Source organism: Lentzea kristufekii, assembly GCF_033949925.1.
GTDB classification, from domain to species: domain Bacteria; phylum Actinomycetota; class Actinomycetes; order Mycobacteriales; family Pseudonocardiaceae; genus Lentzea; species Lentzea kristufekii.
Genome location: NZ_JAXAVV010000011.1, coordinates 200,050 through 222,561, shown reverse-complemented (window position 1 = coordinate 222,561; position 22,512 = coordinate 200,050). Strand labels below are relative to the sequence as shown.

Annotated in this window: 21 protein-coding genes; 13 read left to right on the top strand and 8 right to left on the bottom strand. The window is 70.1% G+C overall.

All coding sequences use genetic code 11. The features are described from left to right. Positions 1-14 precede the first annotated feature (14 nt). The 4 genes from SK571_RS23495 to SK571_RS23480 all read right to left on the bottom strand — a co-directional run bounded on the left by SK571_RS23495 (position 15) and on the right by SK571_RS23480 (position 4,584). Complete coding sequence (locus tag SK571_RS23495; RefSeq protein WP_319986243.1) at positions 15-2,591, bottom strand: bifunctional acetate--CoA ligase family protein/GNAT family N-acetyltransferase; 2,577 nt, start codon at positions 2,589-2,591, stop codon at positions 15-17. After that, positions 2,588-3,091: a universal stress protein gene (locus SK571_RS23490; RefSeq protein WP_319986242.1), complete on the bottom strand. Its 504-nt coding sequence runs from the start codon at positions 3,089-3,091 to the stop codon at positions 2,588-2,590. Before SK571_RS23490 ends, SK571_RS23495 begins: the two co-directional genes overlap by 4 nt. A 77-nt stretch (positions 3,092-3,168) precedes the next feature. After that, the gene (locus tag SK571_RS23485; RefSeq protein ID WP_319986241.1) at positions 3,169-4,383 is read right to left on the bottom strand and encodes an MgtC/SapB family protein; all 1,215 of its coding nucleotides are present in this window, start codon (positions 4,381-4,383) and stop codon (positions 3,169-3,171) included. A gap of 3 nt (positions 4,384-4,386) precedes the next feature. Next, positions 4,387-4,584, bottom strand: coding sequence for a DUF1918 domain-containing protein (locus SK571_RS23480; protein ID WP_319986240.1), 198 nt, complete (start codon positions 4,582-4,584; stop codon positions 4,387-4,389). A gap of 146 nt (positions 4,585-4,730) precedes the next feature. On the opposite strand from SK571_RS23480, the gene SK571_RS23475 reads away from it, so the two are divergent. Next, a complete protein-coding gene (locus SK571_RS23475) occupies positions 4,731-5,177 on the top strand; it encodes a universal stress protein (RefSeq protein ID WP_319986239.1) in 447 nt (148 codons plus the stop codon). 54 nt (positions 5,178-5,231) lie between these two features. On the opposite strand, the gene SK571_RS23470 is transcribed toward SK571_RS23475, so the two are convergent. The 3 genes from SK571_RS23470 to SK571_RS23460 are packed head-to-tail and all read right to left on the bottom strand — an operon-like array spanning position 5,232 to position 7,389. Then, positions 5,232-6,107, bottom strand: coding sequence for a universal stress protein (locus SK571_RS23470; RefSeq protein WP_319986238.1), 876 nt, complete (start codon positions 6,105-6,107; stop codon positions 5,232-5,234). Continuing rightward, positions 6,104-6,670, bottom strand: coding sequence for a CBS domain-containing protein (locus SK571_RS23465; protein ID WP_319986237.1), 567 nt, complete (start codon positions 6,668-6,670; stop codon positions 6,104-6,106). Before SK571_RS23465 ends, SK571_RS23470 begins: the two co-directional genes overlap by 4 nt. A gap of 26 nt (positions 6,671-6,696) precedes the next feature. Beyond that, complete coding sequence (locus SK571_RS23460; RefSeq protein WP_319986236.1) at positions 6,697-7,389, bottom strand: hypothetical protein; 693 nt, start codon at positions 7,387-7,389, stop codon at positions 6,697-6,699. A gap of 127 nt (positions 7,390-7,516) precedes the next feature. Here SK571_RS23460 and SK571_RS23455 point away from each other — a divergent pair, with 127 nt between their 5' ends. Next, complete coding sequence (locus SK571_RS23455; protein ID WP_319986235.1) at positions 7,517-7,744, top strand: SHOCT domain-containing protein; 228 nt, start codon at positions 7,517-7,519, stop codon at positions 7,742-7,744. 78 nt (positions 7,745-7,822) lie between these two features. Then, positions 7,823-8,479 carry a response regulator transcription factor gene (locus SK571_RS23450; RefSeq protein ID WP_319986234.1) on the top strand — a complete coding sequence of 219 codons (657 nt, stop codon included), beginning with the start codon at positions 7,823-7,825 and terminating at the stop codon, positions 8,477-8,479. Here the strand turns inward: SK571_RS23450 and SK571_RS23445 are convergent. Continuing rightward, the gene (locus SK571_RS23445; protein ID WP_319986233.1) at positions 8,476-10,149 is read right to left on the bottom strand and encodes a sensor histidine kinase; all 1,674 of its coding nucleotides are present in this window, start codon (positions 10,147-10,149) and stop codon (positions 8,476-8,478) included. The two genes, SK571_RS23450 and SK571_RS23445, sit on opposite strands and share 4 nt — an antisense overlap. Before the next feature lie 140 nt (positions 10,150-10,289). Here SK571_RS23445 and SK571_RS23440 point away from each other — a divergent pair, with 140 nt between their 5' ends. The 10 genes from SK571_RS23440 to SK571_RS23395 all read left to right on the top strand — a co-directional run bounded on the left by SK571_RS23440 (position 10,290) and on the right by SK571_RS23395 (position 22,481). Continuing rightward, positions 10,290-11,288: an Acg family FMN-binding oxidoreductase gene (locus SK571_RS23440; protein WP_319986232.1), complete on the top strand. Its 999-nt coding sequence runs from the start codon at positions 10,290-10,292 to the stop codon at positions 11,286-11,288. A gap of 196 nt (positions 11,289-11,484) precedes the next feature. Beyond that, complete coding sequence (locus tag SK571_RS23435) at positions 11,485-12,165, top strand: universal stress protein (protein ID WP_319986231.1); 681 nt, start codon at positions 11,485-11,487, stop codon at positions 12,163-12,165. Beyond that, entirely contained in the window at positions 12,113-12,715 is a 603-nt protein-coding gene (locus tag SK571_RS23430) for a hypothetical protein (RefSeq protein ID WP_319986230.1), read from the top strand. Before SK571_RS23435 ends, SK571_RS23430 begins: the two co-directional genes overlap by 53 nt. A 187-nt stretch (positions 12,716-12,902) precedes the next feature. Beyond that, on the top strand, positions 12,903-13,940 hold the full coding sequence (locus SK571_RS23425; protein ID WP_319986229.1) for a zinc-dependent alcohol dehydrogenase family protein: 1,038 nt from the start codon (positions 12,903-12,905) through the stop codon (positions 13,938-13,940). Then, on the top strand, positions 13,937-16,153 hold the full coding sequence (gene pflB / locus SK571_RS23420; protein ID WP_319986228.1) for a formate C-acetyltransferase: 2,217 nt from the start codon (positions 13,937-13,939) through the stop codon (positions 16,151-16,153). Before SK571_RS23425 ends, pflB begins: the two co-directional genes overlap by 4 nt. Continuing rightward, on the top strand, positions 16,150-16,878 hold the full coding sequence (pflA, locus tag SK571_RS23415) for a pyruvate formate-lyase-activating protein (protein WP_319986227.1): 729 nt from the start codon (positions 16,150-16,152) through the stop codon (positions 16,876-16,878). The genes pflB and pflA overlap by 4 nt, the downstream gene beginning before the upstream one ends. 108 nt (positions 16,879-16,986) lie before the next feature. After that, positions 16,987-19,317, top strand: a complete 2,331-nt coding sequence (locus SK571_RS23410; RefSeq protein ID WP_319986321.1) for a phosphoketolase family protein — start codon at positions 16,987-16,989, stop codon at positions 19,315-19,317. Then, positions 19,314-20,417, top strand: a complete 1,104-nt coding sequence (locus SK571_RS23405; protein ID WP_319986226.1) for an acetate/propionate family kinase — start codon at positions 19,314-19,316, stop codon at positions 20,415-20,417. The genes SK571_RS23410 and SK571_RS23405 overlap by 4 nt, the downstream gene beginning before the upstream one ends. Positions 20,418-20,526: 109 nt before the next feature. Further along, complete coding sequence (locus SK571_RS23400; protein WP_319986225.1) at positions 20,527-21,195, top strand: hypothetical protein; 669 nt, start codon at positions 20,527-20,529, stop codon at positions 21,193-21,195. 122 nt (positions 21,196-21,317) lie between these two features. Further along, a complete protein-coding gene (locus SK571_RS23395; protein ID WP_319986224.1) occupies positions 21,318-22,481 on the top strand; it encodes a globin domain-containing protein in 1,164 nt (387 codons plus the stop codon). The last annotated feature ends 31 nt before the right edge of the window (positions 22,482-22,512 follow it).

Below are 22,512 nucleotides of genomic sequence, written 5' to 3'. Positions count from 1 at the left end.
TCTGGTTCGCGTTGTCAGCTGGTGCGCAGGCGGCGCAGGAACGGGTCGGTGTGCTGAGCCGGTGCGACGCGCACTCGTGCGTCGACGACGACGCATCCCGTGTCCGTCAGCACCAGGGGGTTGATGTCGAGCTCGACGACCTCGGGCAGCGCGCCGGCCAGTTCGGCGACGCGGAGCAGCACTTCCCGGACGGCGTCCTCGTCGGCGCCGGCGAGCAGGTGGCCCGCGGTCCGGAAACCGTGCAGCAGGTCGTCGGCGTCCGCTGTGGACAGTGGCGCGAGAGCTGCGGCGCGGTCGTCGAGCAGATCGGTGTCCACGCCACCGAGTCCGGTGACCACGAGCGGTCCGAACTTCTCGTCGGTGACGACACCGGCCAGCAGCTCCCGGCCACCGGACGCCATCGGCTGCACGAACACGCCGCGCAACCGGTCACCGAACCGTTCCTGGAACGCGCGGAAGGCTTCCGCCACACCGCCCGCGTCAGCGACTCCGAGCTCCACGCCGCCTCCCTTGCTCTTGTGCAGCAGGTCGTCGGCCACCGCCTTGAGCGCGACCGGGACGTTGTAGGCCTGCTGTGCGGCGACTGCGTGCTCCGCGGTCGTCGCGAGCGTTCCGCCCAGCACCGGCAGGCCGAACGCGGTCAGCAGCGCCACCACCTCGTCCGGAGGCAGCCAGCCCTCTTCTCCTGCCACCATCGCCTGCGCGGCATCGAGGTCGATCCGGCCCAGGCGGGCGAACTCCCTCGGGCGGGCCAGCCAGTCCGCGCGCTCGGCCAGCCGCGCCAGTGCAGCGGCGGCGCGAGCGGGCTCCGCGTAGCAGGGCACTTCGCCCGCCAGGCGTTCGGTTTGGCCGGTGCGCACCGCGAGCACCGGTTTGCCGTCGACGTCGTGCACGCCGCCGGTGGGGTCGCCGAGTGCGGTCGGCACCGTCACGGTGATCACGGCGTCGACCGCCGGGTCCGCGCCGATGACGTCGAGGCAGCGGGCGAAGGTCTCCTCGTCGACGACCGCGGTGGTGTCGACCGGGTTCTGCAGGCTGGCGGTCTGCGGGACCAGCTTGGCCAAGGCCTTGCGGGTCTCGTCGCCGAACGTGGCCATGTGCAGGCCTTGGCGGACGCAGGCGTCGGCAGCCAGCACGCCGAGTCCGCCGGCGTTGCTCAGCACCGCGACAGACCGTCCACCGGGGAGCGGCTGCCAGCTGAGCGCCATCACGGCGTCGGTCAGTTCCGGCACGCTGTCGACCGCGATCACGCCCGCCTGCCGGAACAGCGCGTCCCGGGTGACCGACGGTGTCGCGGACGAGGCGGTGTGCGAGGCGGCGGCGCGCTGGCCGGCCTCGCTGGAGGCGGCGCGGATGGCGAGCACCGGTTTGGCCGCGGCGACGCGGCGGGCGATGCGGGCGAACTTGCGCGGGTTGCCGAAGGACTCCAGGTACAGGGCGATGATCCGGGTGTCCTGGTCGTGCTCCCACCACATCAGCAGGTCGTTGCTGCTGATGTCGAGCTTGTCGCCGGTGGAGACCAGGCTCGACAGCCCGAGACCGAGCCGGCGCAGTTCCTCCTGCACGCCGATCGCGATGCCACCGGACTGGGTGATCAGCCCGATGTGGCCGGCGAGCGTGGTGTGGGCTGCGAAGGTCGCGTTCATCCGCACACCGGGCGCACTGGTCGACACGCCGAGGCAGTTCGGCCCGACGAGCCGCATGCCGTGCGCACGAACCGCGTTCAGCAGTTGCTCCGCGTCGACGCCGGACGAGATGACGACCAGTGCCCGCACGCCCCGGCGACCGCATTCCTCGGCTACGGCGGGAACGGCCTTGGCCGGCACGCACAGCACCGCCAGCTCGGGTGCCTCCGGCAGTGCGGTCACCGAGGCGTAGGAGTCGACGCCGGCCACGGACTTCGCGTGCGGGTTGACCGCGTACAGGTCGCCGGTGAAGCTGCCCTCGACGAGGTTGTGCAGGACCGCGTGGCCCACAGAGCCGGGCGACCGGCCGGCGCCGATCACGGCGATCGAGCCGGGACGCAGCACGTGCGTCAGGCTCGCGACGTCGGCGCGCGACTCCCGTTCGCTCACCACGTCGAGGTAGTGGTCGCCGGGCTCGAGGACGAGCTCGACGTAGATGACCTCGCCGTCGGGCACGATCGAGGTGACGAGCCCCATGCTCGTGAACACGCGCAGCATCCGGCCGTTGATCGTGAGTACCTCGGCCGTGAAGCGGCGCACGCCCCTGCCGCGCGCCAGCGACGCGAGGTGTTCCAGCAGCAGGGTGCCGACGCCGTGGGCCTGCTCGGCGTGCGACACGACCAGCGCGACCTCAGCGAAGTCCGTCTGCCGCACCACCACGTAGCTCGCCGCCCCCAGCAGCCGGCCGTCGCGGAACGCGCCGAGCACCACGTGGTGCGGGGCGTCCGGCGAGACCATCCTCTCGACGAAGTCCTCCAGCTGCCGCGGCGACGTGCTGAAGAACCTCAGGTACTGGTCCTCGATCGGCAGTCCGCGGTGCAGTTCCAGCAGAGCCGAGACGTCGTCCGCCCCCAGCTCGCGCACCACGACGACCGAGCCGTCCGTCAGCAACGCCGCCGCGTTCACAGCAGCGGTCCAGGCGTGACCGGCGCGGCCGCGGCAACGAACGTGTGCTCGTGCTCGACCTTCGGCCCGCGGATCACGACGACCGGGCACGCGGCGTGGTGCACGCAGTAGGAGCTGACCGAGCCGAGGAGGACCTCGACCACCGTGCTGTGCCCCCGACTGCCGACCACGAGCAGCTCCGCGTCCTCCGACGCCTTGGTGAGCGCCTTCCTGGGGTCGCCCTCGACCAGGATCCGGCGGATCTCCACGCCCTCGAACCCCTGCACCGCAGCGTCGAGGTTCCTCTGCGCCGTCTCCTTCATCGCCTGCGGCGACAGCGCCAACAGGATCTCGGCGGGCACCGGGCCGATCATCACGCCGTAGTCCGGGTGCCAGGCCGAGATCACGTCGACCGGGCAGCCACGTCGCCGGGCGTCCTCGACGGCCCACCGCAACGCCGCCTTCGAGGCGGGTGATCCATCCACTCCGACCACCACGGGCCGGGACTCGTTCTCGCTCATGCGCTTCAGCCTCGCGGTCCGCGCCGCGGCCGGTGAGTGGCCGCGGTCCCGCACCGTCCGGGACCTTCGTCCCCGGCCTACCAGGCCATGCCCAGCCCGACCGCCACGACCACGGGCGCGAGCCACGCGGCGAGCCTCAGCGCGAACCGCGGTCCGCCCGCCACCGTGGCCAGCACGAGCTTCACCACGGTGTTGGTGGCCAGCGCGGCACCGCACGCCAGCACCGCGACATGCACCGAAATCGACTGCGGCGCGAGCGAAGCGGCAGCGATCGCCGCGGCATGCGCGTCCGCCAGCCCTCCCAGGGCTCCTGCGGCCACCACTCCCCCGCCACCGAGCCACTCCGCTGCCGCACGGGTGATCACGAGGAACAGCACCAGGACCGCGGCCAGCGACAGCGCCGCCTTGAGCGACATGGGCCTGCTCACCACGGGTTCGTCGTTCTCCGCTTCCGTCGGCTTGGTACGCCAGACGAGCCACGCCACCTCGGCCAGCAGCACCACCACCCCCGCTCCGATCGCGGGCAGAAGCCTCAGCGCCACCGTAGGACTGGCGATGGCGGTCACCGCGACGATCTGCGCCAGCGTGGCCAGGTTGACCGCCACCGCACCAGGAAACGCCGCGGCACCAACGGTCCGGTACTTGCGTGCCATCACCGCGGTCGTCGCCGAACCGGACACGAAGCCACCGGCGAACCCGGTGACCAGCAAGCCCCAACGCTCGCCGAACGCCCGCGCCGCGACGTAACCGGCCCAGCCGATGACCGTCACGGCGATGACCAGCCACCACACGCGAGCGGGGTTCAGCACCCCGTACGGCCCGAGCGGCCGGTTGGGCAGCAGCGGCAGCACGACGAACGCGACGACGAAGAGGATCATTCCGTCACGCACGTCCTGATCGCTCACCACCTTGCGGGCGAACCGGTGCAACGGCCTCTTGGCCGCCAGCAAAGCGGCGGCCGCCACGCCCACCGGCACCGCGAGTTCCGGCCGGTGCCAGGCGAGCGCGCCCAGCAGGAACGTGGCGATGGCGGCGATCTCCGTCGTCGCGCCCGGCTCGGAGGCGCGCAGGTACCACGCGATCACCAGCGCGGCGACCGCCCCCAGAGCGACGGCGACAGCGATGGGTGACAACGCGGCGCTGATCGCGCCGGCCAGTGCGATCAGCGGGAACGTCCGCGAACCCGCGGGCCTGTTCGAGTCGTGCGCGTTGTCGTGCTCGCGTTCCACGCCCAGCAACAAGCCGATCGCGAGCGCCGTCGCGAAGTGGCCGAGTGCGACAACGGTGTCCACTGCTCAGCCCGTGTGGAGGCGAGCGGCCTCGTCCGCAGCCGTGACGACGTGCGTGTCGGGGCCCGGGAACACCAGCGCCTCGTGCTCGGTGTCCAGCCATCGCACGAGGTACGGAGGTCGACCGTCCTCGTGCTTGACCGCCGTGACCTGTCCGCGCCGACCGCCGGGCTCCACCAGCCAGTCGCCCCTTTTCACCTTCATGACGTCCTCCGTTCGATCCGTGTGATCGAGGGTTCGCCACGCGCGTGCGCGTCAGCAGTGCGGATGGGCTCACCTGGCTCGTGACGTTGGTCCCTGCCAGCGTTCAAGACCTGGCCGCACGCTGGTTGCGAGTGATGGGAGCAGCCATGAGGACACCTGTGATCCTGGTCGGCGTCGACGGTTCGGCCGAGTCGCGCGCGGCGTTGCACTGGGCGATGGAGGAAGCGGCACACCGGGCCGCCAGGGTGGAGGCGGTGCTGGCCTACCAGCGCGAGCCCGTGGTCGTGCCGGCCGTGCCGATGGGGCTCAACCCGTACGGCGAGATGCCCCAACGGCATCCCGCTCGCGAGCTCCACGAGGCGGTGCAGCAGGTGCGCGCGACGATGCCCCACCCGCCGGAGGTCGCCGAGTGCGTCGTCGTGGGTGATGCGGCGGACCATCTGACCGAGGCGTCGAAGCACGCCGAGCTGCTGGTGATCGGCACGCGGGGACGTGGAGCCGTCCGCGAGTTCCTCTCGCACGGCGTCGCCGCGAACTGCCTGCGCCACGCCGAGTGCCCGGTCGTCGTCATTCCCCCGACGGCGTCCCGGTAACGCCGACATCCCCTTCGTCGCGACGACGAAGGGGATGTCGGCGGGTGACGCGGTCTAGTCGGGACGCACGATCGCCAACGGGCACGGCGCGTTGTAGACGAGTGCCTGACTCGTCGAGCCGAGCAGCATGCCGGCGAACCCGCCGTGCCCGTGGCTACCCACCACCACGAGCTGAGCCTCTGCCCCGTACCGCATCAACGCCCGCACGGGCCGATCGCGCACGACCACCGGGTGCACCTGCACGTCCGGGTACTTCTCCTGCCACCCGGCGAGGCGTTGCGCCAGCAGCCTGCGTTCGTCTGCCTCCACCTGACCCCAGTCCACGGTGAACCGCGACGCGCTGTACGCGCTCTCGACCATGAAGTCGGTCCAGCACATCACGACGGTGAGCTGCGCGTCGCGCATCGACGCCGTCTCGAAGGCGAACGCCAGCGCGGACTCACTCGTCGGGGAACCGTCGACACCGACGACGACTGGCCCGTCAGGCACAGCAACACCGCGCACCACGACGACGGGGCTCTTGCCGTGTGCCGCCAGCGCCAGGGCGGTGGAGCCGACGATCATGCCGGTCACGGTGCCCAGGCCCTGCGAGCCGACCACGACGAGGCGCGCGGACTTCGACTCCTCGATCAGCAGCGTGGTGGAGCCGCAGCACGCGATCTCGGTGGTCACCTCGACCTCGGGCGCCGCCGCCTGCGCGGCCGCGGTGGCCTCGTCCAGCTTCTCGCGGCCCAGGTTCTCCATCGCCTGGCGGATCTCGTTGCCGGTGAGGATGATCTCGGGGTAGCCGCGGGTCGGCAGCACGTAGGCGTGCACGAGCCGTAGCGGCACGTTGTGCCGAGCGCACTCCTGCGCGGCCCAGGTGGTGGCGAGCAGGGCCGAGGCGGAACCGTCGACACCGACCACGATCGGGGCGGATGGGGCTTTCATCGTTGTCCTCCAGTCAGAACGCGGGCGCGGAGCACTCCCGGAACCGCGTCGGCGAGTGCGAGCAGAACCCGTTCGGTGTCCTCGTCGGTGGTCTCGGCATCGATCACGGCTTCGCCTTCGTGGACGGAGACCGTCCATTTGCGACCGCCGCCGTACACGTCGAGCACGCGTTGGACCTCCGCCGTCACGGTCGTGTCGGCCCTCGCGAGCACGCGCACCAGGTCGCGGCGGGTGACGACGCCGATCACGGTCGAGCCGTCGACGATCGGGACGCACCGCCTGCGGTCGTCGATCATGACGCGGGCCAGCATCTCGGCGGGTGCGGCGGCGTCCATCGCGACGGCGGGGGCGGTCATCACGTCGGCGACGACGGTGCCGGTCTCTTCGAGGTACCTGCCGCGCACCAGGTCGGCCTCGGTGACGATGCCGACGAGGCGCTTGTCGTCGTCGACGACGGGCAGTGCGGTGAACCCGTGCGAGACCATCAGCGCGGCCGCGCCCTTGAGCGGTACGGCCGGGGTCACGGTGATCACCGGGCTGGTCATGATGTCGCGAGCACGCATGGCGGAGCTCCCTTCCGGCATCGACGTTAGGAATCGGAACGACCGGCGGACGCGGCCGTTGGTCCCGTGCCGGCCGGGCCCTTGGCACCGACGATCGCCACCGCCTGCGGAAAGCCGGCGAGTTCGTGCCGTTCGATCAGGCCCGCCCGCCACTCCTGGCGGTGCACCAGGTGTACCACCGGCCGGACGGCCACGCCCGCGGTGCGCCCTGCCAGCACCGCCGCCTGCAGTGCCGCACCGCCGCGGACGTGGTCCGGGCGCCGGTCGCCGGTGGTGATCACGACGAGTTCGTGGTCGGTCAGCGCCCGCAGCTCGGTGCCCGCCCAGTGGTTCGCCCAGCCCAGCCCGCGAGCACCGCCCGTCCCGGACGCGTCGGCGAGACGGATCGCTCGGTGCAGGTCGAGGTCCTGCGGTTCCGGTGGCTGGCGGCGGTCCGCGCGGACGACGGCGAGCACGCCGGGGCTGGCCTGGTCGGTCGGGAACACGACGTGCGGGTGCCACCCGGCGTGCCGGATCGCGAGCACGACGTGTTCGAGCGCGGCGCCGCACGAGAGCAGCCGGTCGAAGCCGAGCGGGTCGTGCTCGGACCGTTGCCCTGCCTCGAAGAGGTAGACCGACCGGCCGTGCAACTCCAGCGCCCACGGGCGGTCGGCGCTGTACACGGGCGCCTTGCCCGCCGCCTCGACGATCTCGGCGGCCTCTGCTGGGTTCCATCGCATGTCCCGACGATCCCGCCCCTCACCGGCAGGAGGACAGGGCGGACCTGCTCACCCGGATCGGGCCCTTCGACTCTCCGCGCCGCCGCACGACCGGACCAACCTGGGCAGGACGACGACAACGGAGGCGATGGAGATGTACCCGTACTACGACGGCCCGATGGGCTGGGGCGGATTCGCGATGATGGCGCTGAGCATGCTGGTCTTCTGGGGCGGTCTGATCGCCTTGGCGGTCGTGTTGCTGCGCAGGTTCCCGCACGCACGCCCCGCGCACCGCATACTGGAGGAGCGGCTGGCCAAGGGCGAGATCGACGCCGAGGCGTTCGACCAGCTGCGCAGGACCCTGGATTCCCGGTGACAGGGTCTTTGGTCCCTGTGTACCGCCGGTCGGCTGAGAGATCGTGATCGCAGAACGATCGAGAGAAGGTGGTTTGCGGTGGTGTCGAGAGTCTTCCTGGTGGACGATCACGAGGTCGTCCGGGTCGGGATCAGGGAGCTGCTCAGCGCCTCCCCCGACCTGGAGGTCGTCGGTGAGGCGGCCTCGGTGACCGAGGCGCTCACGATGGTCCCGGCCACCAATCCGGACGTGGCCGTGCTCGACGTGCGGCTTCCCGACGGCAACGGCATCGAGCTGTGCCGCGAGCTGCGCTCGCGCATGCCCGAGTTGAACGTCCTGATGCTGACGTCCTTCACCGACGACGAGGCGCTGTTCGACGCGATCATGGCGGGAGCGTCCGGGTTCGTGCTCAAGCGCATCCTCGGCACCGACCTCACGACGGCGGTGAAGACCGTCGCGGCGGGACAGTCGCTGCTGGACGCCCGGTCGACCGCCGCGCTGCTCAACCGCATCCGCCGCGAACGCGAGCAGGGCGACCCGGTCCGCGCGCTCACCGAGCAGGAGCGGACCGTGTTCGACTACATCGGCGACGGCCTGACGAACCGGCAGATCGCGGACAAGATGTTCCTCGCGGAGAAGACCGTGAAGAACTACGTCTCGCACCTGCTCGCCAAGCTCGGCCTCGAACGCCGCACCCAGGCCGCCGTGCTGGCCTCACAGCTGCGCAAGCCCACCCACGACAACGAAACGGGCTAGTCCAGCGGAACCCGCCACGTCACCCGCGTACCGCCACCCGGTTCCTCGCCGACCGTGAGCGCTCCGTTCAGCGCGACCGCGCGCTGTTCGAGGTTGCGCAGGCCGCTGCGGGCGACGTCGGACGGCATGCCCAGGCCGTTGTCGACCATCGTGATGATCAACGCGTCCCCCGCCTCGACGGTGAGCGTCAGTTCCGTGGCGTGAGCGTGGCGCAGCGCGTTGCTGACGGTCTCGCGCACCACCGCCTCGGCGTGTTCCCCGATGTAGTCGGGTACCAGGCTGTCGATGGTGCCCGACATCCGGATCGCCGGGCTCACCGCGGTGTCCTCGGCGATCTCGGCGACGATGTTGAGCAGTCTGCGCCGCAGACCGGTGTCACCGGAGTCCGCCTGCAGGTCGAAGATCGACGTGCGGATCTCCAGCACCGTCTGGTCGAGCTGGTTGACCGCCTTCGTCACCCTCCTGCGGGCCTCCGGGTGGGTCACCCACGTCAAAGCTCCCTGCAGGCTCATGCCGGTGGCGAACAGCCGCTGGATGACGTGGTCGTGCAGGTCGCGGGCGATGCGGTCACGGTCCTCCAGCACGTCCACCAGACGCTTCGCGCTCTGGTTGTCAGCGAACTCGATCGCCACCACGGCCTGGTCGGCGAACGACGCCAGCAACGGCATCAGGTCCGCTCCGAACGGGGCGGCGTCCTTGTCCCGGACGGCGAGCAGGACACCGGTCACCGTCGTGCCGGCACGCAGGGGCAGCACCACCGCGGCCCCGGTCTGGGCAGGCAGGTCGCCGAGCTGGCCGTCCACCTCCTCCACCAGCGCCGGAGCGGCCGTCTCCAGCACCTGCGCGAGCACGAGCGCGTCGGTGGCGAACGTGTCGGGAACGGCCTCGCTCCCCGCGTGCGCCGCCCTGCGGAGTTCGTTCCCGTCGCGCAGCAGCACCGCCGCCCACGAGGCCGACGCCAGCTCGACGGCCCGCTGGGCGATCAGCCGCAGCGCGTCCTCGGCGGTCGCACCGGCGAGGAGCTGGGCGTTGATCTCCGCGGTCGCTTCCAGCCAACGCTCGCGCGTTCGGGAGCGTTCGAACAGGCGGGCGTTCTCCACCGCCACGCCGGCCGCGGCCGCCAGCGCCTCCAGCACGACCTCGTCGTCGGCGGTGAAGTCGCCGCCACCGATCTTCTCGGTCATGTAGAGGTTGCCGAACACCTCGTCACGCACCCGCACCGGCGTGCCGAGGAAGCTGTGCATCGGCGGATGGTTGGGCGGGAAGCCGACCGACGCCGTGTGCTCGCTGATGTCGTGCAGGCGGATCGCCCGCGGATCCTTGATCAGCAGACCGAGCAGACCCTTGCCCTGCGGCAGGTGCCCCATGTGCGCACGGGTCTCGGCGTCGATGCCGACGTAGACGAACTGCGAGAGGTTGTGCCGCGAGCCGAGGACGCCCAAGGCGCCATAACGGGCACCCACGAGCTCCACGGCCGCCTGGACGATGCGCTGCAGCGTCGAGTCCAGCTCCAGGCCCGCACCGACCGCGAGCACCGCGTCGAGCAGGCTCTGCATCTTGTCCCTGGTCGACCCGATCTCGGCGAGCCGGTCCCGCATCTCGTCGAGCAGCTCGTCCAGACGCAGCCCACCGAGCAGGCTGCGTGACGGTTTCTCCTCGGGTCCGGACATGGATCAACCTTTTCACGCGGTGACGACAGCGCCAAGCGGTCCCGGTCAGATCGGGACCTTCGATGGTGGGTCCACCCCGTGCGACCACGGACAGTGGAGCTACAAGACGTTCCACCAGGCAACACGATGGGGTGAAGGACATGGCTGAAGTGGTGGCGGCTCTGGGGCTGGGGCCCGAACAAATCGAGAGCGCGCTCACGACTGCCTCGCTCGCTCCGTCCGTGCACAACACGCAGCCCTGGCGGTTCCGCGTCCGGCGCGACCGCATCGAGCTGTACCCGGACCCGAGCCGCAAGCTGGCTGCGACCGACCCGGAAGACCGCGAACTGCGGCTGTCCTGCGGTGCGGCGCTGTTCAACCTGCGACTGGCCCTGCAGAGCATGGGTGTGCGACCGCTGGTGTCGATGCTCCCCGGTCACGACGCGCCCGGCGCGCTCGCCGTGGTGCGCCGCGGCGGCACGCTCCAGATCGACGACGAGAGCCGCGCCCTGCTCGCGGCGGTGCCACGGCGCCGCACGAACCGCAGGCCGTTCCTCGAAGCAGCCGTCGACCCCCGTCAGCGCCATGCGCTGGTCCGCGCGGCCGAACTGGAACGGTCCTGGCTGCACCTCGTGACGACGCCGGAAGACCGCGCCCAGCTCAAGCGGTTCGTGCGGCAGGCACACCAGATCCAGCTCGGCGACGAGGCCGTGCAGGCGGAGCTCGCGACGTTCACCGGCCATCGTCCGGACGCAACCGACGGTGTGCCACCCGCTTCGGCGGGCGTGCGTCCCGAGATGCAGGACGAGTGGGTGTTCCGCGACTTCCAGGGCCCCGAACGGCATGCCGGCAAGGACTACGAGTCCGACCCGCTCGTCATGGTCCTGTGCTCGTACTACGACGGCCCGCTCGGTGATCTGCAGGCGGGGCAGGCGATGCAGCGCGTTCTGCTCACCGCGACCACGCACGGGCTCTCGGCGTCGTTCCTGTCCCAGCCGGTCGAGGTCAAGCGCGTTCGCGAGGACCTGCGACGGGCGCTCGGCGGCCTGCTCGTGCCCCAGACGGTGCTGCGGGTGGGGTTCAGCACGCCGGTGCCGGCCACACCGCGCCGGTCCGTCGCCGAGCTGCTGGTCGACTCCGACGAGCACGCGCCCTGCTAGAGCGGTCCACCGTCGGCAGGGCCGCGGAGTGCGCGCAGTCGCCCACGCCACCAGTTCGTCGCCGTCCGCGTGTGCGCCGCACGCCTAGATCACCGGCAGGCCCTGCGATGACAGGACTTTGGTCCCGGCTCAGTGGACTCCTCCCGCCCTGCCCCGGACGGACGTGACGAACCATTGTCGACGCATGGAACCAGTCGTGATCATCCAAGACGGCGCCAGACGTGACGAGCCCGCGCTGCGATGGGCCGCCGCCCACGCCCAGCTCGTCGGCACAGGCCTCGAGATCCACCGCCCGCAGGACGACTTCCGCGCCCAGCTCGTGGTCGTCGGCTACCGGGGCCCGGGGAACTCGGCGCTGGGACTGGGTGGTCATGTCCTGCCGCTGCTGACGACGACCCGGTGCGACACGGTCGTCGTGCGCGGGACGCCCGCGGCCGTCGACTTCCAGCACCGCCACGTCACCGTGCTGGTCAGCGGTGGTCCCGGTGATGGACGAGTACTGCGTCACGCCGCCGACTTCGCACGGCGGCGTGACGCGGCGCTGCGGGTCCTCCACGCCGCGCCGGAACCCCCGGTCCGGTGCGGCGTGGACACGGACCACACGTACGTGCTCGCGCGCGCTGCCGCCGCGCTCGACGGGATCCGGCACCACGCCGTGCTGGTCCGCGCGCAACCGCACGAGGCGATCGCGCGGTGCACCGACACCGACCTGATCGTCGTCGGTTCCGGTGACACGCACGAGAGCGGTACCGTCACCAGAGCCGCGCTCCACCACTCGCCGTGCCCCGTTCTCGTGGTGCACCAACCGGTTCTGGAGGCACACCATGGCCGTACCGCCATCCCCGCTCCTCGCCGACCGGTTCGCCTCCAGGCCTGAGTTCGGCCGCACCGACCACCTGCTGGTCGACGCGAATCCCGCAGCCACGTGGAAGGCCTTGCGGGGGTTGGACCTCACCGAGCTGCGCGGTGGTGTGGCGGGGTTCGCGGTGTGGTTCCGCGAGGCGCCGGAACGGTGGCGTGCGCGCGAACACGGTCCCGCTCGTGAGCGCACTCGGCTGACGTGGGACGACCTCGACGCCGGCACGGACTGGATGATCCTCGGGGAGAACCCCGGCCACGAGATCGTGCTCGGTGCGGTCGGCAAGTTCTGGCGGCCGGTCGTGAAGTGGGTTCCGTGCGAGCCTCGGGACTTCCTCGACTTCGCAACGCCGGGTTTCGGCAAGGTCGTGTGGTCGTTCACCACGCATCCGTACGGCGAACGCCGCACGCTGCTCTCCTCCGAGATCCGCGTGACTCTCACCGATCCCCAGGCCTGGCTCAACTTCCGCCGCTACTGGCGCATCAGCACACCCGCTGTGTCGCTCATCAGCCGCGCCGTGCTGCGAACGATCAAGCACAACGCCGAAACCGGTGGCAGGGCGAGGTAGACCGGCTCAGGCATGCCGGCGAACAGCCCTCACTCACAAGCGCCTGCTCCACACCTCGACGGTAGGTCTGCCTCGCGAGTGCGCAGGAGGTCCTTAGGTCCTCCAGCGTCGGGGACCACGGGCTCTGCGCCGCGCCCGCCGACCCGAGAACTCTGGGAACCGACGAACCAACGAGGAGGAATCTGCGATGAAGGCGTTGGTCTACCACGGTCCCGGCAAGCGCGCGTGGGAAGAAGTTCCCAAGCCGGAGATCAAGGACCCCACCGACGCGATCGTCCGCGTCACCGCGGTCACGATCTGCGGCACGGACCTGCACATCCTCAAGGGCGACGTGCCCGAGGTCGAGCCGGGTCGCATCCTCGGCCACGAGGCGGTCGGCGTCGTGGAGCAGGCCGGTGCCTCGGTCACCGGTGTGAAACCGGGTGACCGCGTGCTCATCTCGTGCATCACGTCCTGTGGCCGCTGCGAGTACTGCCGCGTCGGCAGCTACGGCCAGTGCCTCGGCGGCGGTGGCTGGATCCTCGGCCACACGACCGACGGTGTGCAGGCCGAGTACGTGCGCGTGCCGTTCGCCGACACCTCCACGCACCTGCTCCCGGACGACGTCACCGACACCGCCGCGGTCGTGCTGGCCGACATCCTGCCCACCTCCTACGAGGTCGGCGTCCTGAACGGACGGATCAAGCCGGCCGACACCGTGGTGGTCGTGGGCGCCGGGCCGATCGGGCTCGCCGCGATCCAGACCGCGCAGCTGTACAGCCCCGGCCACATCGTCGCGGTCGACCTGGCGGCGTCACGGCTCGACGCCGCGAAGCAGTTCGGTGCGGACATCACCGCGAGCACCGCCGAAGAGGCGGAACGCGTCGTCGGCGAGCTGACCGGAGGGCTTGGCGCGCACGTCGCGATCGAGGCGGTCGGCGTGCCGGAGACCTTCGAGCTGTGCACGAAGCTGGTGCGGCCCGGTGGGCACGTCGCCAACGTCGGAGTGCACGGCAAGCCCGCCACCCTGCACCTGGAAAGCCTCTGGATCCGCAACGTCACCATCACCACCGGGCTGGTCGACACCAGCTCGACGCCGACCCTGCTGCGCATGGTCGCGGCAGGCCGGATCGACGGCGAGCGGTTCATCACGCACCGGTTCGGGCTCGAGGAGATGGAGCAGGCGTACGAGGTGTTCGAGAACGCCGGCGACACGGGCGCGCTCAAGGTGGTGCTGACCCGATGACCGCCACCGCCGAGCGCACGACCACCGGCGAGATCGACGTGCGCGGTTTCATCCAGGCCAACTGCACGCCGTACGACGGAGACGCGACGTTCCTCTCCGGTCCGACGCCGCGCACCACCGCGTTGTGGCACCGGCTGACGGAGATGTTCGTCGACGAACGCGCTCGCGGGATCTACGACGTCGACCCGAACACCCCGTCGTCCATCACCGCGCACGCTCCGGGCTACATCGACCGGGACCACGAGATCATCGTGGGGTTGCAGACCGACGGGCCGCTCAAGCGGGCGATCATGCCCACCGGCGGCCTGCGGCTGGTCGAGACGAGCCTCGCGACCTATGGCTACAAGCTCGATCCGAACGTCCGGGACATCTTCACCAAGTACCGCAAGACCCACAACGACGGCGTGTTCGACGCATACACCGCCGAGATCCTCAGGGCCCGCAAAGCAGGAATCATCACCGGCCTCCCGGACGCTTACGGGCGAGGCCGGATCATCGGCGACTACCGGCGCGTTCCGCTCTACGGCGTGGACCGCCTCGTCGCGGCGAAGAAGGCCGAACGGGCGGCGCTGGACGAGGTCGTGTCCACAGAGGACGCCATCAGGGCCCGTGAGGAGCTCGCCGAGCAGATCCGGGCGCTCGGGGAACTGCGCGTCATGGCCGCGTCCTACGGCTACGACATCTCCGGACCGGCCCGCAACGGTCGTGAGGCCGTGCAGTGGCTGTACTTCGCCTACCTCGCCGCGGTGAAGGAGCAGAACGGCGCCGCGATGTCGCTGGGCCGCACGTCCACGTTCCTGGACGTGTACCTGCAACGCGACATCGACGAGGGCAGGCTGACCGAACGCGAGGCACAGGAGCTCGTCGACGACCTGGTCATCAAGCTGCGGATCGTGCGGTTCCTGCGCACGCCGGAGTACGACCAGTTGTTCTCCGGCGACCCGACGTGGGTCACGGAGTCCATCGGCGGCATGGGCGAGGACGGGCGTCCACTGGTGACCCGGACGAGTTTCCGGTTCCTGCAGACCCTCTACAACCTGGGCCCCGCACCGGAACCGAACCTGACCGTGCTGTGGTCGCCACGCCTGCCCGAAGGATTCAAACGTTTCTGCGCGAAGGTGTCCATCGACACCAGCTCGATCCAGTACGAGAACGACGACCTGATCCGGCCGAGGTTCAGCGACGACACCGCGATCGCGTGCTGCGTGTCGGCCATGAAGGTCGGCGAGCAGATGCAGCTGTTCGGCGCGCGGGTCAACCTCGCGAAGGCGCTCCTCTACGCGATCAACGGCGGCCGGGACGAGGTCAGCGGTGTGCAGGTGGCACCGGAGTGCCCGGCGATCACGTCCGAGTACCTCGACCACGAGGAGGTGCGAGCGGCGTTGGACCGGATGACCGACTGGCTCGCCAGGACCTACGTCGAGGCGCTCAACGTCATCCACTACATGCACGACAAGTACGCCTACGAGCGCATCGAGATGGCCCTGCACGACCATCCGGTCCAGCGGCTGCTCGGCTGCGGGATCGCCGGTCTGTCGGTGGTGGCGGACAGCCTGTCCGCGATCAAGCACGCCCGTGTGCGGGTGATCCGCGACGAGACCGGCCTCGCGGTGGACTACGTCGTCGAGGGCGACTTCCCGAAGTACGGCAACAACGACGACCGCGCCGACGCGATCGCCGTCGAGCTGGTGGAGGACTTCATGCGGAAGGTGCGGCAGTACCCCGCTCACCGCGGCGCCGTGCACTCCCAGTCGGTGCTCACCATCACCTCGAACGTCGTCTACGGCAAGCACACGGGCAACACCCCGGACGGCCGCCGCGCGGGCGAACCGTTCGCACCAGGTGCCAACCCGATGAACGGCCGGGACCGGCACGGGCTCGTCGCCGCGGCGTTGTCGGTGGCGAAACTGCCCTACGACCAGGCACAGGACGGGATCTCGCTCACGGCGAGCATCACCCCGGCGGGCCTCGGCCGCACCGAGGACGAGCAGGTGACCAACCTCGTCGGCGTGCTCGACGCCTACACCGACGCGGGCGGGTTCCACCTCAACGCCAACGTGCTCAACCGCGAGACCCTGCTCGACGCCATGGCCCACCCGGAGAAGCATCCGCAGCTGACCATCCGGGTCTCCGGGTACGCGGTGAACTTCGTCCGGCTCACACCCGAGCAGCAGCGCGATGTCATCAACCGCACCTTCCACGAGTCTCTGTGACCACCGGATCGGTCCACTCGTGGGACATCGCCACCGCGGTCGACGGACCGGGCACCCGCTTCGTGCTGTTCCTGAGCGGGTGCCCGCTGCGCTGCCTGTACTGCCACAACCCGGACACGTGGCACATGCGCGACGGACACCGCATGACCGTCGACGAGGTCATGGACGAAGTCGCCAAGTACCGGCGGTTCATCGAGGTCGCCGGCGGCGGGTTGACCATCAGCGGCGGAGAACCACTCCTGCAACCGGACTTCACCGCCGAGGTCCTGCACCGCGCCAAACAGCTCGGCCTGCACACCGCGCTCGACACCTCGGGGTTCCTCGGAGGGCGGGCGTCCGGTGAACTCCTCGACGACACCGACCTGGTCCTGCTCGACATCAAGTCCTGGGACCCGGTCACCTACCGGCACGTCACCGGCGGCGAGGTCACGCCGACGCTGGAGTTCGCCCGCAGGCTGTCCGCGCTGCGCAAGCCGATGTGGATCAGATTCGTCCTCGTGCCCGGCCACACCGACGCCGTGGACAACGTCGAAGGCATCGCGTCGTTCGTCAGCACCCTGGACGCGGTCGAACGCGTGGAGGTGCTGCCGTTCCACAAACTCGGCGCACCCAAGTACGCCGCGCTCGGCATTCCGTTCCCGCTGGCCGACGTCCCCTCCCCCGACGCCGAACTCGTGCGGCGGGTGCGCAGCCAGTTCGCCGGCTGCGGTGTTCCCGTCCACTGATGCGGGCACCCAGGGACTTCAGTCCCGGATCGCACGGTCCCGATGCCCTGTTCCGTGATCGATCCGGACGGCAGCGTGAAGGGCACCAACCCGAATGAGGAGCGCGAGATGCCGAACGCCGACCTGGAGCTCGTCGACGCGTACTGGCGAGCCGCCAACTACCTGTCGGCCGGTCAGATCTACCTGATGGACAACCCGCTGCTGACCGAACCGCTGGCACCGGAACACATCAAGCCGCGGCTGCTCGGCCACTGGGGAACCACGCCCGGCCTCAACTTCGTCTACGCGCACCTCAACCGGATCATCCGGGAACGCGACCTGGACATGATGTTCGTGACCGGCCCCGGTCACGGCGGTCCCGCGCTGCTGGCCAACACGTGGCTGGAAGGCACCTACAGCGAGACCTACCCGGACGTGCCGCGCGACGCCGACGGCATGCGGAAGCTGTTCCGCCAGTTCTCCTTCCCCGGCGGCGTCCCCAGCCACGTCGCGCCCGAGGTGCCCGGCTCCATCCACGAGGGCGGTGAGCTGGGCTACTCGCTCGCGCACGCGTTCGGCGCCGCCTTCGACAACCCCGGCCTGATCGTCGCATGCGTGGTCGGTGACGGCGAGGCCGAGACCGGGCCGCTCGCGGCCAGCTGGCACGCCGGCAAGTTCCTCAACCCGCAGCGCGACGGCGCGGTGCTGCCGATCCTGCACCTCAACGGGTACAAGATCGCCAACCCGAGCCTGCTCTCCCGCATCCCGCACGACGAGCTCGACGCGCTGCTGCGCGGATACGGCTACGCGCCGTTCTACGTCGAGGGCGACGAACCCAAGGCGATGCACGCCCGCATGGCGGAGGTGCTCGACCAGATCGTCGACGAGATCCACCGCATCAAGGCCTCGGAGGACCGTCCGTGCTGGCCGATGATCGTGCTGCGCAGCCCGAAGGGCTGGACCGGTCCGTCCGAAGTGGACGGCGTGCCGGTCGAGAACACCTGGCGCTCCCACCAGGTGCCGCTGGCAGGTGTGCGCGACAACCCGGACCACCTGCGACAGCTGGAGGCCTGGTTGCAGAGCTACCGGCCGGCCGAACTCTTCGACGGCAACGGGGCACCACGGCCGGAACTCGCCGCGCTGGCGCCCACCGGCGATCATCGGATGGGCGCGACCCCGCACGCCAACGGAGGGCTGTTGCTGCGCGAGCTGAAGATGCCGGGCATCCGCGCGCACGCGGCCGAAGTCGTGAAGCACGGCACCACGCACTCCGAACCGACCAGGGTGCTCGGCCGGATGCTGCGCGACGTCATCACGCTCAACGTGGACGCGCGCTCGTTCCGGATCTTCGGCCCGGACGAGACCGCGTCCAACCGGCTCGACGCCGTGTACGAGGTGACCGGAAAGCAGTGGCAGGCCGAGACGCTGGCGGTCGACGAGCACCTGGTCCACGACGGCCGCGTGGTGGAGGTGCTGTCCGAGCACCTGTGCCAGGGCATGCTGGAGGGCTACCTGCTCACGGGCAGGCACGGCCTGTTCAACTGCTACGAGGCGTTCATCCACATCATCGACTCGATGTTCAACCAGCACGCCAAGTGGCTCAAGACGCACAAGAAGCTGGAGTGGCGCAGGCCAGTCGCGTCGCTGAACTACCTGCTCAGCTCGCACGTCTGGCGCCAGGACCACAACGGTTTCTCCCACCAGGACCCCGGCTTCATCGACCACGTGATGAACAAGAAGGCCGAGGTCGTCCGCGTCTACCTGCCGCCGGACACCAACACGCTGCTGTCCGTCGCGGACCACTGCCTGCGCAGCAAGGACTACGTCAACGTCATCGTGGCGGGCAAGAACGAGACACCGGACTGGCTTTCGGTCGACGAGGCGATCCTGCACTGCACCCGTGGCGCCGGCATCTGGGAGTGGGCGAGCAACGACGACAGCATCGAGGAGCCGGACGTCGTGCTGGCGTGCGCCGGCGACGCTCCCACCGTCGAAGTGCTCGCCGCGACGAAACTCCTGCGCGAACACCTGCCATCGCTGCGGATCCGCGTCGTCAACGTGGTGGACCTGATACGTCTGCAACCCGACACCGAGCACCCGCACGGCATGCCGGACCGCGAGTTCGACGCGCTGTTCACCACGGACAAGCCCGTGATCTTCGCCTACCACGGCTACCCGTGGCTGATCCACCGTCTCACCTATCGCCGCACCAACCACCACAACCTGCACGTCCGCGGCTACAAAGAAGAAGGCACCACCACCACGCCGTTCGACATGCTCGTGCTCAACGACATGGACCGCTACCGGCTGGTGATCGACGTCGTCGACCGAGTCCCCGGCCTCGGTCCCAAGGCGGCCCGACTGCGCCAGCACATGCAGGACCAGCGCACCCGCCACCACAACTGGATCCGCGAGCACGGCGAGGACATGCCCGAGATCCGCGACTGGACCTGGCAATGAACGTTCTCGTCGTGAACGCCGGCTCCTCCAGCCTCAAGCTCCGAGTCCTCGGCGAGGACGACACCGTCCTCGCCGAGACTCAGGTCGAACGGTGGTCAGGAGGCGATGAAACCGGCCCGCTGGAGGACTTCCTTCGTGACGCACCGGCCGTGAACGCAGTCGGGCACCGCGTCGTGCACGGCGGTTCCGCCTTCACCAGCGCCACCGCGATCGACGACGACGTGCGCGCGGAGATCGAGGCGCTCACCGGTCTGGCGCCGCTGCACCAGCCCCGTGCGCTCGCCGGCGTCGACGCGGCACGGCGACTGCTGCCCGACCTGCCGCAGGTCGCCTGCTTCGACACCGCCTTCCACACCACGATGCCGGCCGCGGCGACGACCTACGCCGTGCCGGCCTCCTGGCGGCAGAAGTGGAACCTGCGCAGGTACGGGTTCCACGGCCTGTCACACGCCTACGCCTCCCGTCACGCCGCCGGCCTGGCGGGAAAGCCCGGTGCCCGCGTGGTGAGCTGCCACCTCGGCTCCGGAGCGTCACTCGCCGCGGTCACGGGTGGACGATCGGTCGACACGACGATGGGCTTCACCCCGCTGGCGGGTCTGGTGATGGCCACCCGCAGCGGGGACGTCGACCCCGGCCTGCTGGTGTGGCTGCAACGGGCCGGACTGACGCTGGACGACCTGGAGGACGGCCTCGAACACCACTCCGGGCTGGCGGGCCTCTCCGAGATCGGCGGTGACCTCCGTGACGTGCGCAAGGCCGCGGACAACGGTGACGAACGCGCTGTGCTCGCGCTGCAGGTCTACGTTCACCGGTTGCGGCAGAGCATCGCCGCGATGACGGCCTCCCTCGGCGGAATCGACGTGCTCGTCTTCACCGGTGGAGTGGGCGAACACGACGCCGCGCTACGAGCGGACACCGCCGCTGGACTTGCGTTCCTCGGCATCGACCTCGACACCGGACGCAACGCGGAAGTGGCGGCGGACAGCCGCGTCAGCGGGGACGCTTCGACCGCGGAGGTCTGGGTCGTCGAGGCACGAGAAGACGTCGAGATCGCCACGCAGACCCGCGCACTGTTGAACCCGAACGACGCACGGCACTGATTTCGAGGACCTCGGTCCCTGAACTCGGAGCCTCGCCGTGCCCTCTGGAACTGAACAGGTGGGACGTTGGTCCCTCACCTTCGAACGCTTCAGCGCGCAACGTTGAAGGATGAGAATCGAACTGGCCACACGCGACATCCGGCGGTCGTGGTTCCGCTGGACCACAGCGGGAGAGTTCGCGGGCTTCCTCGCGCCCGCACTCGCCGGCGCACTCACCTCGTCACCACAGCTGCTCGTCGTCGCCGGAGTGGTCGAGGGTGCCGTGCTCGGCGCGGCGCAAGCCGTGGTGCTGCGTCGCGTCGATCGCACCCTGAACAGCTACCGCTGGATCGGCGCCACCGCCCTGGCAGCGGGATTCGCGTGGGCGCTCGCAATGCTCGTCGTGCGCAACAGCGATCGGCTGAACGCGTTACCACTCGCGGCTGTACTGCCCATCGCCGCGGTGGCGGGCGTCGGTGTGCTGCTGTCGCTGGGAACCGCGCAGTGGTTCGTACTGCGCGACCACTTCCCCCGCGCCCAGCGGTGGATCTGGGCCAACGCCTTCGCGTGGGGAGCCGGTCTTCTGGTGTTCACCGCCGTCACCACTCCCCTGTGGCAGCCAGGCCAGCCACCGGAACTCATCGCGCTCATCGGTGCCCTCGGCGGCCTGCTGATGGCGGCCACGATGGCAGCCGTCACCGGCGCCGCGCTGACCCGGCTCGTGAGGGATCGTGGTGCACCGGACGGCCTGACGGCGTTCCCACCAAAGCCTTCCGGTCGTGAAACCGCGGGACGATAGTCCCGGCTCAGAAGCGACGTTCTCACCTGCGTTCGCCTGAACCCGATCGCGCAAGCTCGAGACGTGAACGCGCGCCACCGCGCCATCAGGCCCACCCCGGATTCATCCTCGAGGAGCTACTTGTGCTTTCCGCTGCGTCAGCTGCCGTAGTGCGTGCGACCCTGCCCGTCGTCCGCGACCACGCCGCCGAGATCACCGCCGAGTTCTACCCGTCGATGTTCGCCGCGCACCCGGAACTGCTGAACCTGTTCAACCGCGGCAACCAGGCCAGCGGCAAGCAACAGATCGCGCTGGCCGCCGCGGTGGTCGCCTACGCCCAGCACCTCCTCGACGGCACGCCGTTCGGCCCGATCGCGGAGCGCATCGCCCACAAGCACGTCTCGCTCGGCGTGCGGCCCGAGCAGTACCCGATCGTCGGCAAGCACCTCATCGGTGCCGTGGCCACCGTGCTCGGCGACGCCGTCACCCCCGAGGTCGCGGCTGCCTGGGACGAGGTCTACTGGCTCTTCGCCGTCACGCTGATCGCCGCCGAAGCGGGCCTGTACCAGCGAGCGGGCGTCAGCCCCGACACGGTGTGGCGTCCCTGGCGCATCGCCAAGCGCGACGAGGAGGCAGCCGACACGGTGTCCTTCACCCTGGTGCCCGACGACGGCGGACCGGTTCCGGCGTTCGAGCCGGGTCAGTACGTGTCGATCGCCCTCGACCTGCCGGACGGGCACCGGCAGCCTCGCCAGTACTCCCTGTCGCAGGCACCCGGCCGCAGCGAGCTCCGCATCACCGTGCGGCGAGTCCGCGGTGCGGACGGCGCTCCGGACGGTGCGGTGTCCGGCTTCCTGCACGACCACGTGCACGCCGACGACATCGTGCTCGTCGGCCCGCCCGCCGGTGAGGTCACGCTCGAGCACGGCGACCGGCCCGTGGTGCTGATCAGCGCGGGCATCGGGATCACCCCGATGTTGTCGATGCTCGACCACATCTCGGCAGCGGAGCCCTCCCGCCCGGTCGTCGCCGTGCACGCCGAGACCTCGCCCGATCGGCACGCACACCGCGCCGAGTACGCCCGTCTCGCCGGCTTCCAGCACCTCACCTGGTACGAGAACGGTGGCGATGGCGGGCAGCCGGGGCTCGTCGAGGTGAACGCGATTCCGTTGCCGCCCAACGCCGTCGCCTACCTGTGCGGACCGATCACGTTCATGCGCGACGTGCGTGCGGGACTGCTCAACCGCGGAATGCACACCGACGACATCCGATACGAGGTGTTCGGCCCCGGCATGCTCGAGAGCTGATCCGAAGAAGTCGATCACGTGGGCGCGTTTG

What these genes read in the sequence shown, in the direction of transcription:
- SK571_RS23460 (WP_319986236.1), bottom strand. Translation starts at nt 7,389, where the DNA reads ATGCGATGGAACCCAGCAGAGGCCGCCGAGATCGTCGAGGCGGCGGGC.
- SK571_RS23480 (WP_319986240.1), bottom strand. Translation starts at nt 4,584, where the DNA reads ATGAAGGTGAAAAGGGGCGACTGGCTGGTGGAGCCCGGCGGTCGGCGC.
- SK571_RS23465 (WP_319986237.1), bottom strand. Translation starts at nt 6,670, where the DNA reads ATGCGTGCTCGCGACATCATGACCAGCCCGGTGATCACCGTGACCCCG.
- SK571_RS23455 (WP_319986235.1), top strand. Translation starts at nt 7,517, where the DNA reads ATGGAGATGTACCCGTACTACGACGGCCCGATGGGCTGGGGCGGATTC.
- pflB (WP_319986228.1), top strand. Translation starts at nt 13,937, where the DNA reads ATGACCGCCACCGCCGAGCGCACGACCACCGGCGAGATCGACGTGCGC.
- SK571_RS23410 (WP_319986321.1), top strand. Translation starts at nt 16,987, where the DNA reads ATGCCGAACGCCGACCTGGAGCTCGTCGACGCGTACTGGCGAGCCGCC.
- SK571_RS23400 (WP_319986225.1), top strand. Translation starts at nt 20,527, where the DNA reads ATGAGAATCGAACTGGCCACACGCGACATCCGGCGGTCGTGGTTCCGC.
- SK571_RS23490 (WP_319986242.1), bottom strand. Translation starts at nt 3,091, where the DNA reads ATGAGCGAGAACGAGTCCCGGCCCGTGGTGGTCGGAGTGGATGGATCA.
- SK571_RS23440 (WP_319986232.1), top strand. Translation starts at nt 10,290, where the DNA reads ATGGCTGAAGTGGTGGCGGCTCTGGGGCTGGGGCCCGAACAAATCGAG.
- SK571_RS23405 (WP_319986226.1), top strand. Translation starts at nt 19,314, where the DNA reads ATGAACGTTCTCGTCGTGAACGCCGGCTCCTCCAGCCTCAAGCTCCGA.
- SK571_RS23470 (WP_319986238.1), bottom strand. Translation starts at nt 6,107, where the DNA reads ATGAAAGCCCCATCCGCCCCGATCGTGGTCGGTGTCGACGGTTCCGCC.
- SK571_RS23430 (WP_319986230.1), top strand. Translation starts at nt 12,113, where the DNA reads ATGGCCGTACCGCCATCCCCGCTCCTCGCCGACCGGTTCGCCTCCAGG.
- SK571_RS23425 (WP_319986229.1), top strand. Translation starts at nt 12,903, where the DNA reads ATGAAGGCGTTGGTCTACCACGGTCCCGGCAAGCGCGCGTGGGAAGAA.
- SK571_RS23445 (WP_319986233.1), bottom strand. Translation starts at nt 10,149, where the DNA reads ATGTCCGGACCCGAGGAGAAACCGTCACGCAGCCTGCTCGGTGGGCTG.
- SK571_RS23475 (WP_319986239.1), top strand. Translation starts at nt 4,731, where the DNA reads ATGAGGACACCTGTGATCCTGGTCGGCGTCGACGGTTCGGCCGAGTCG.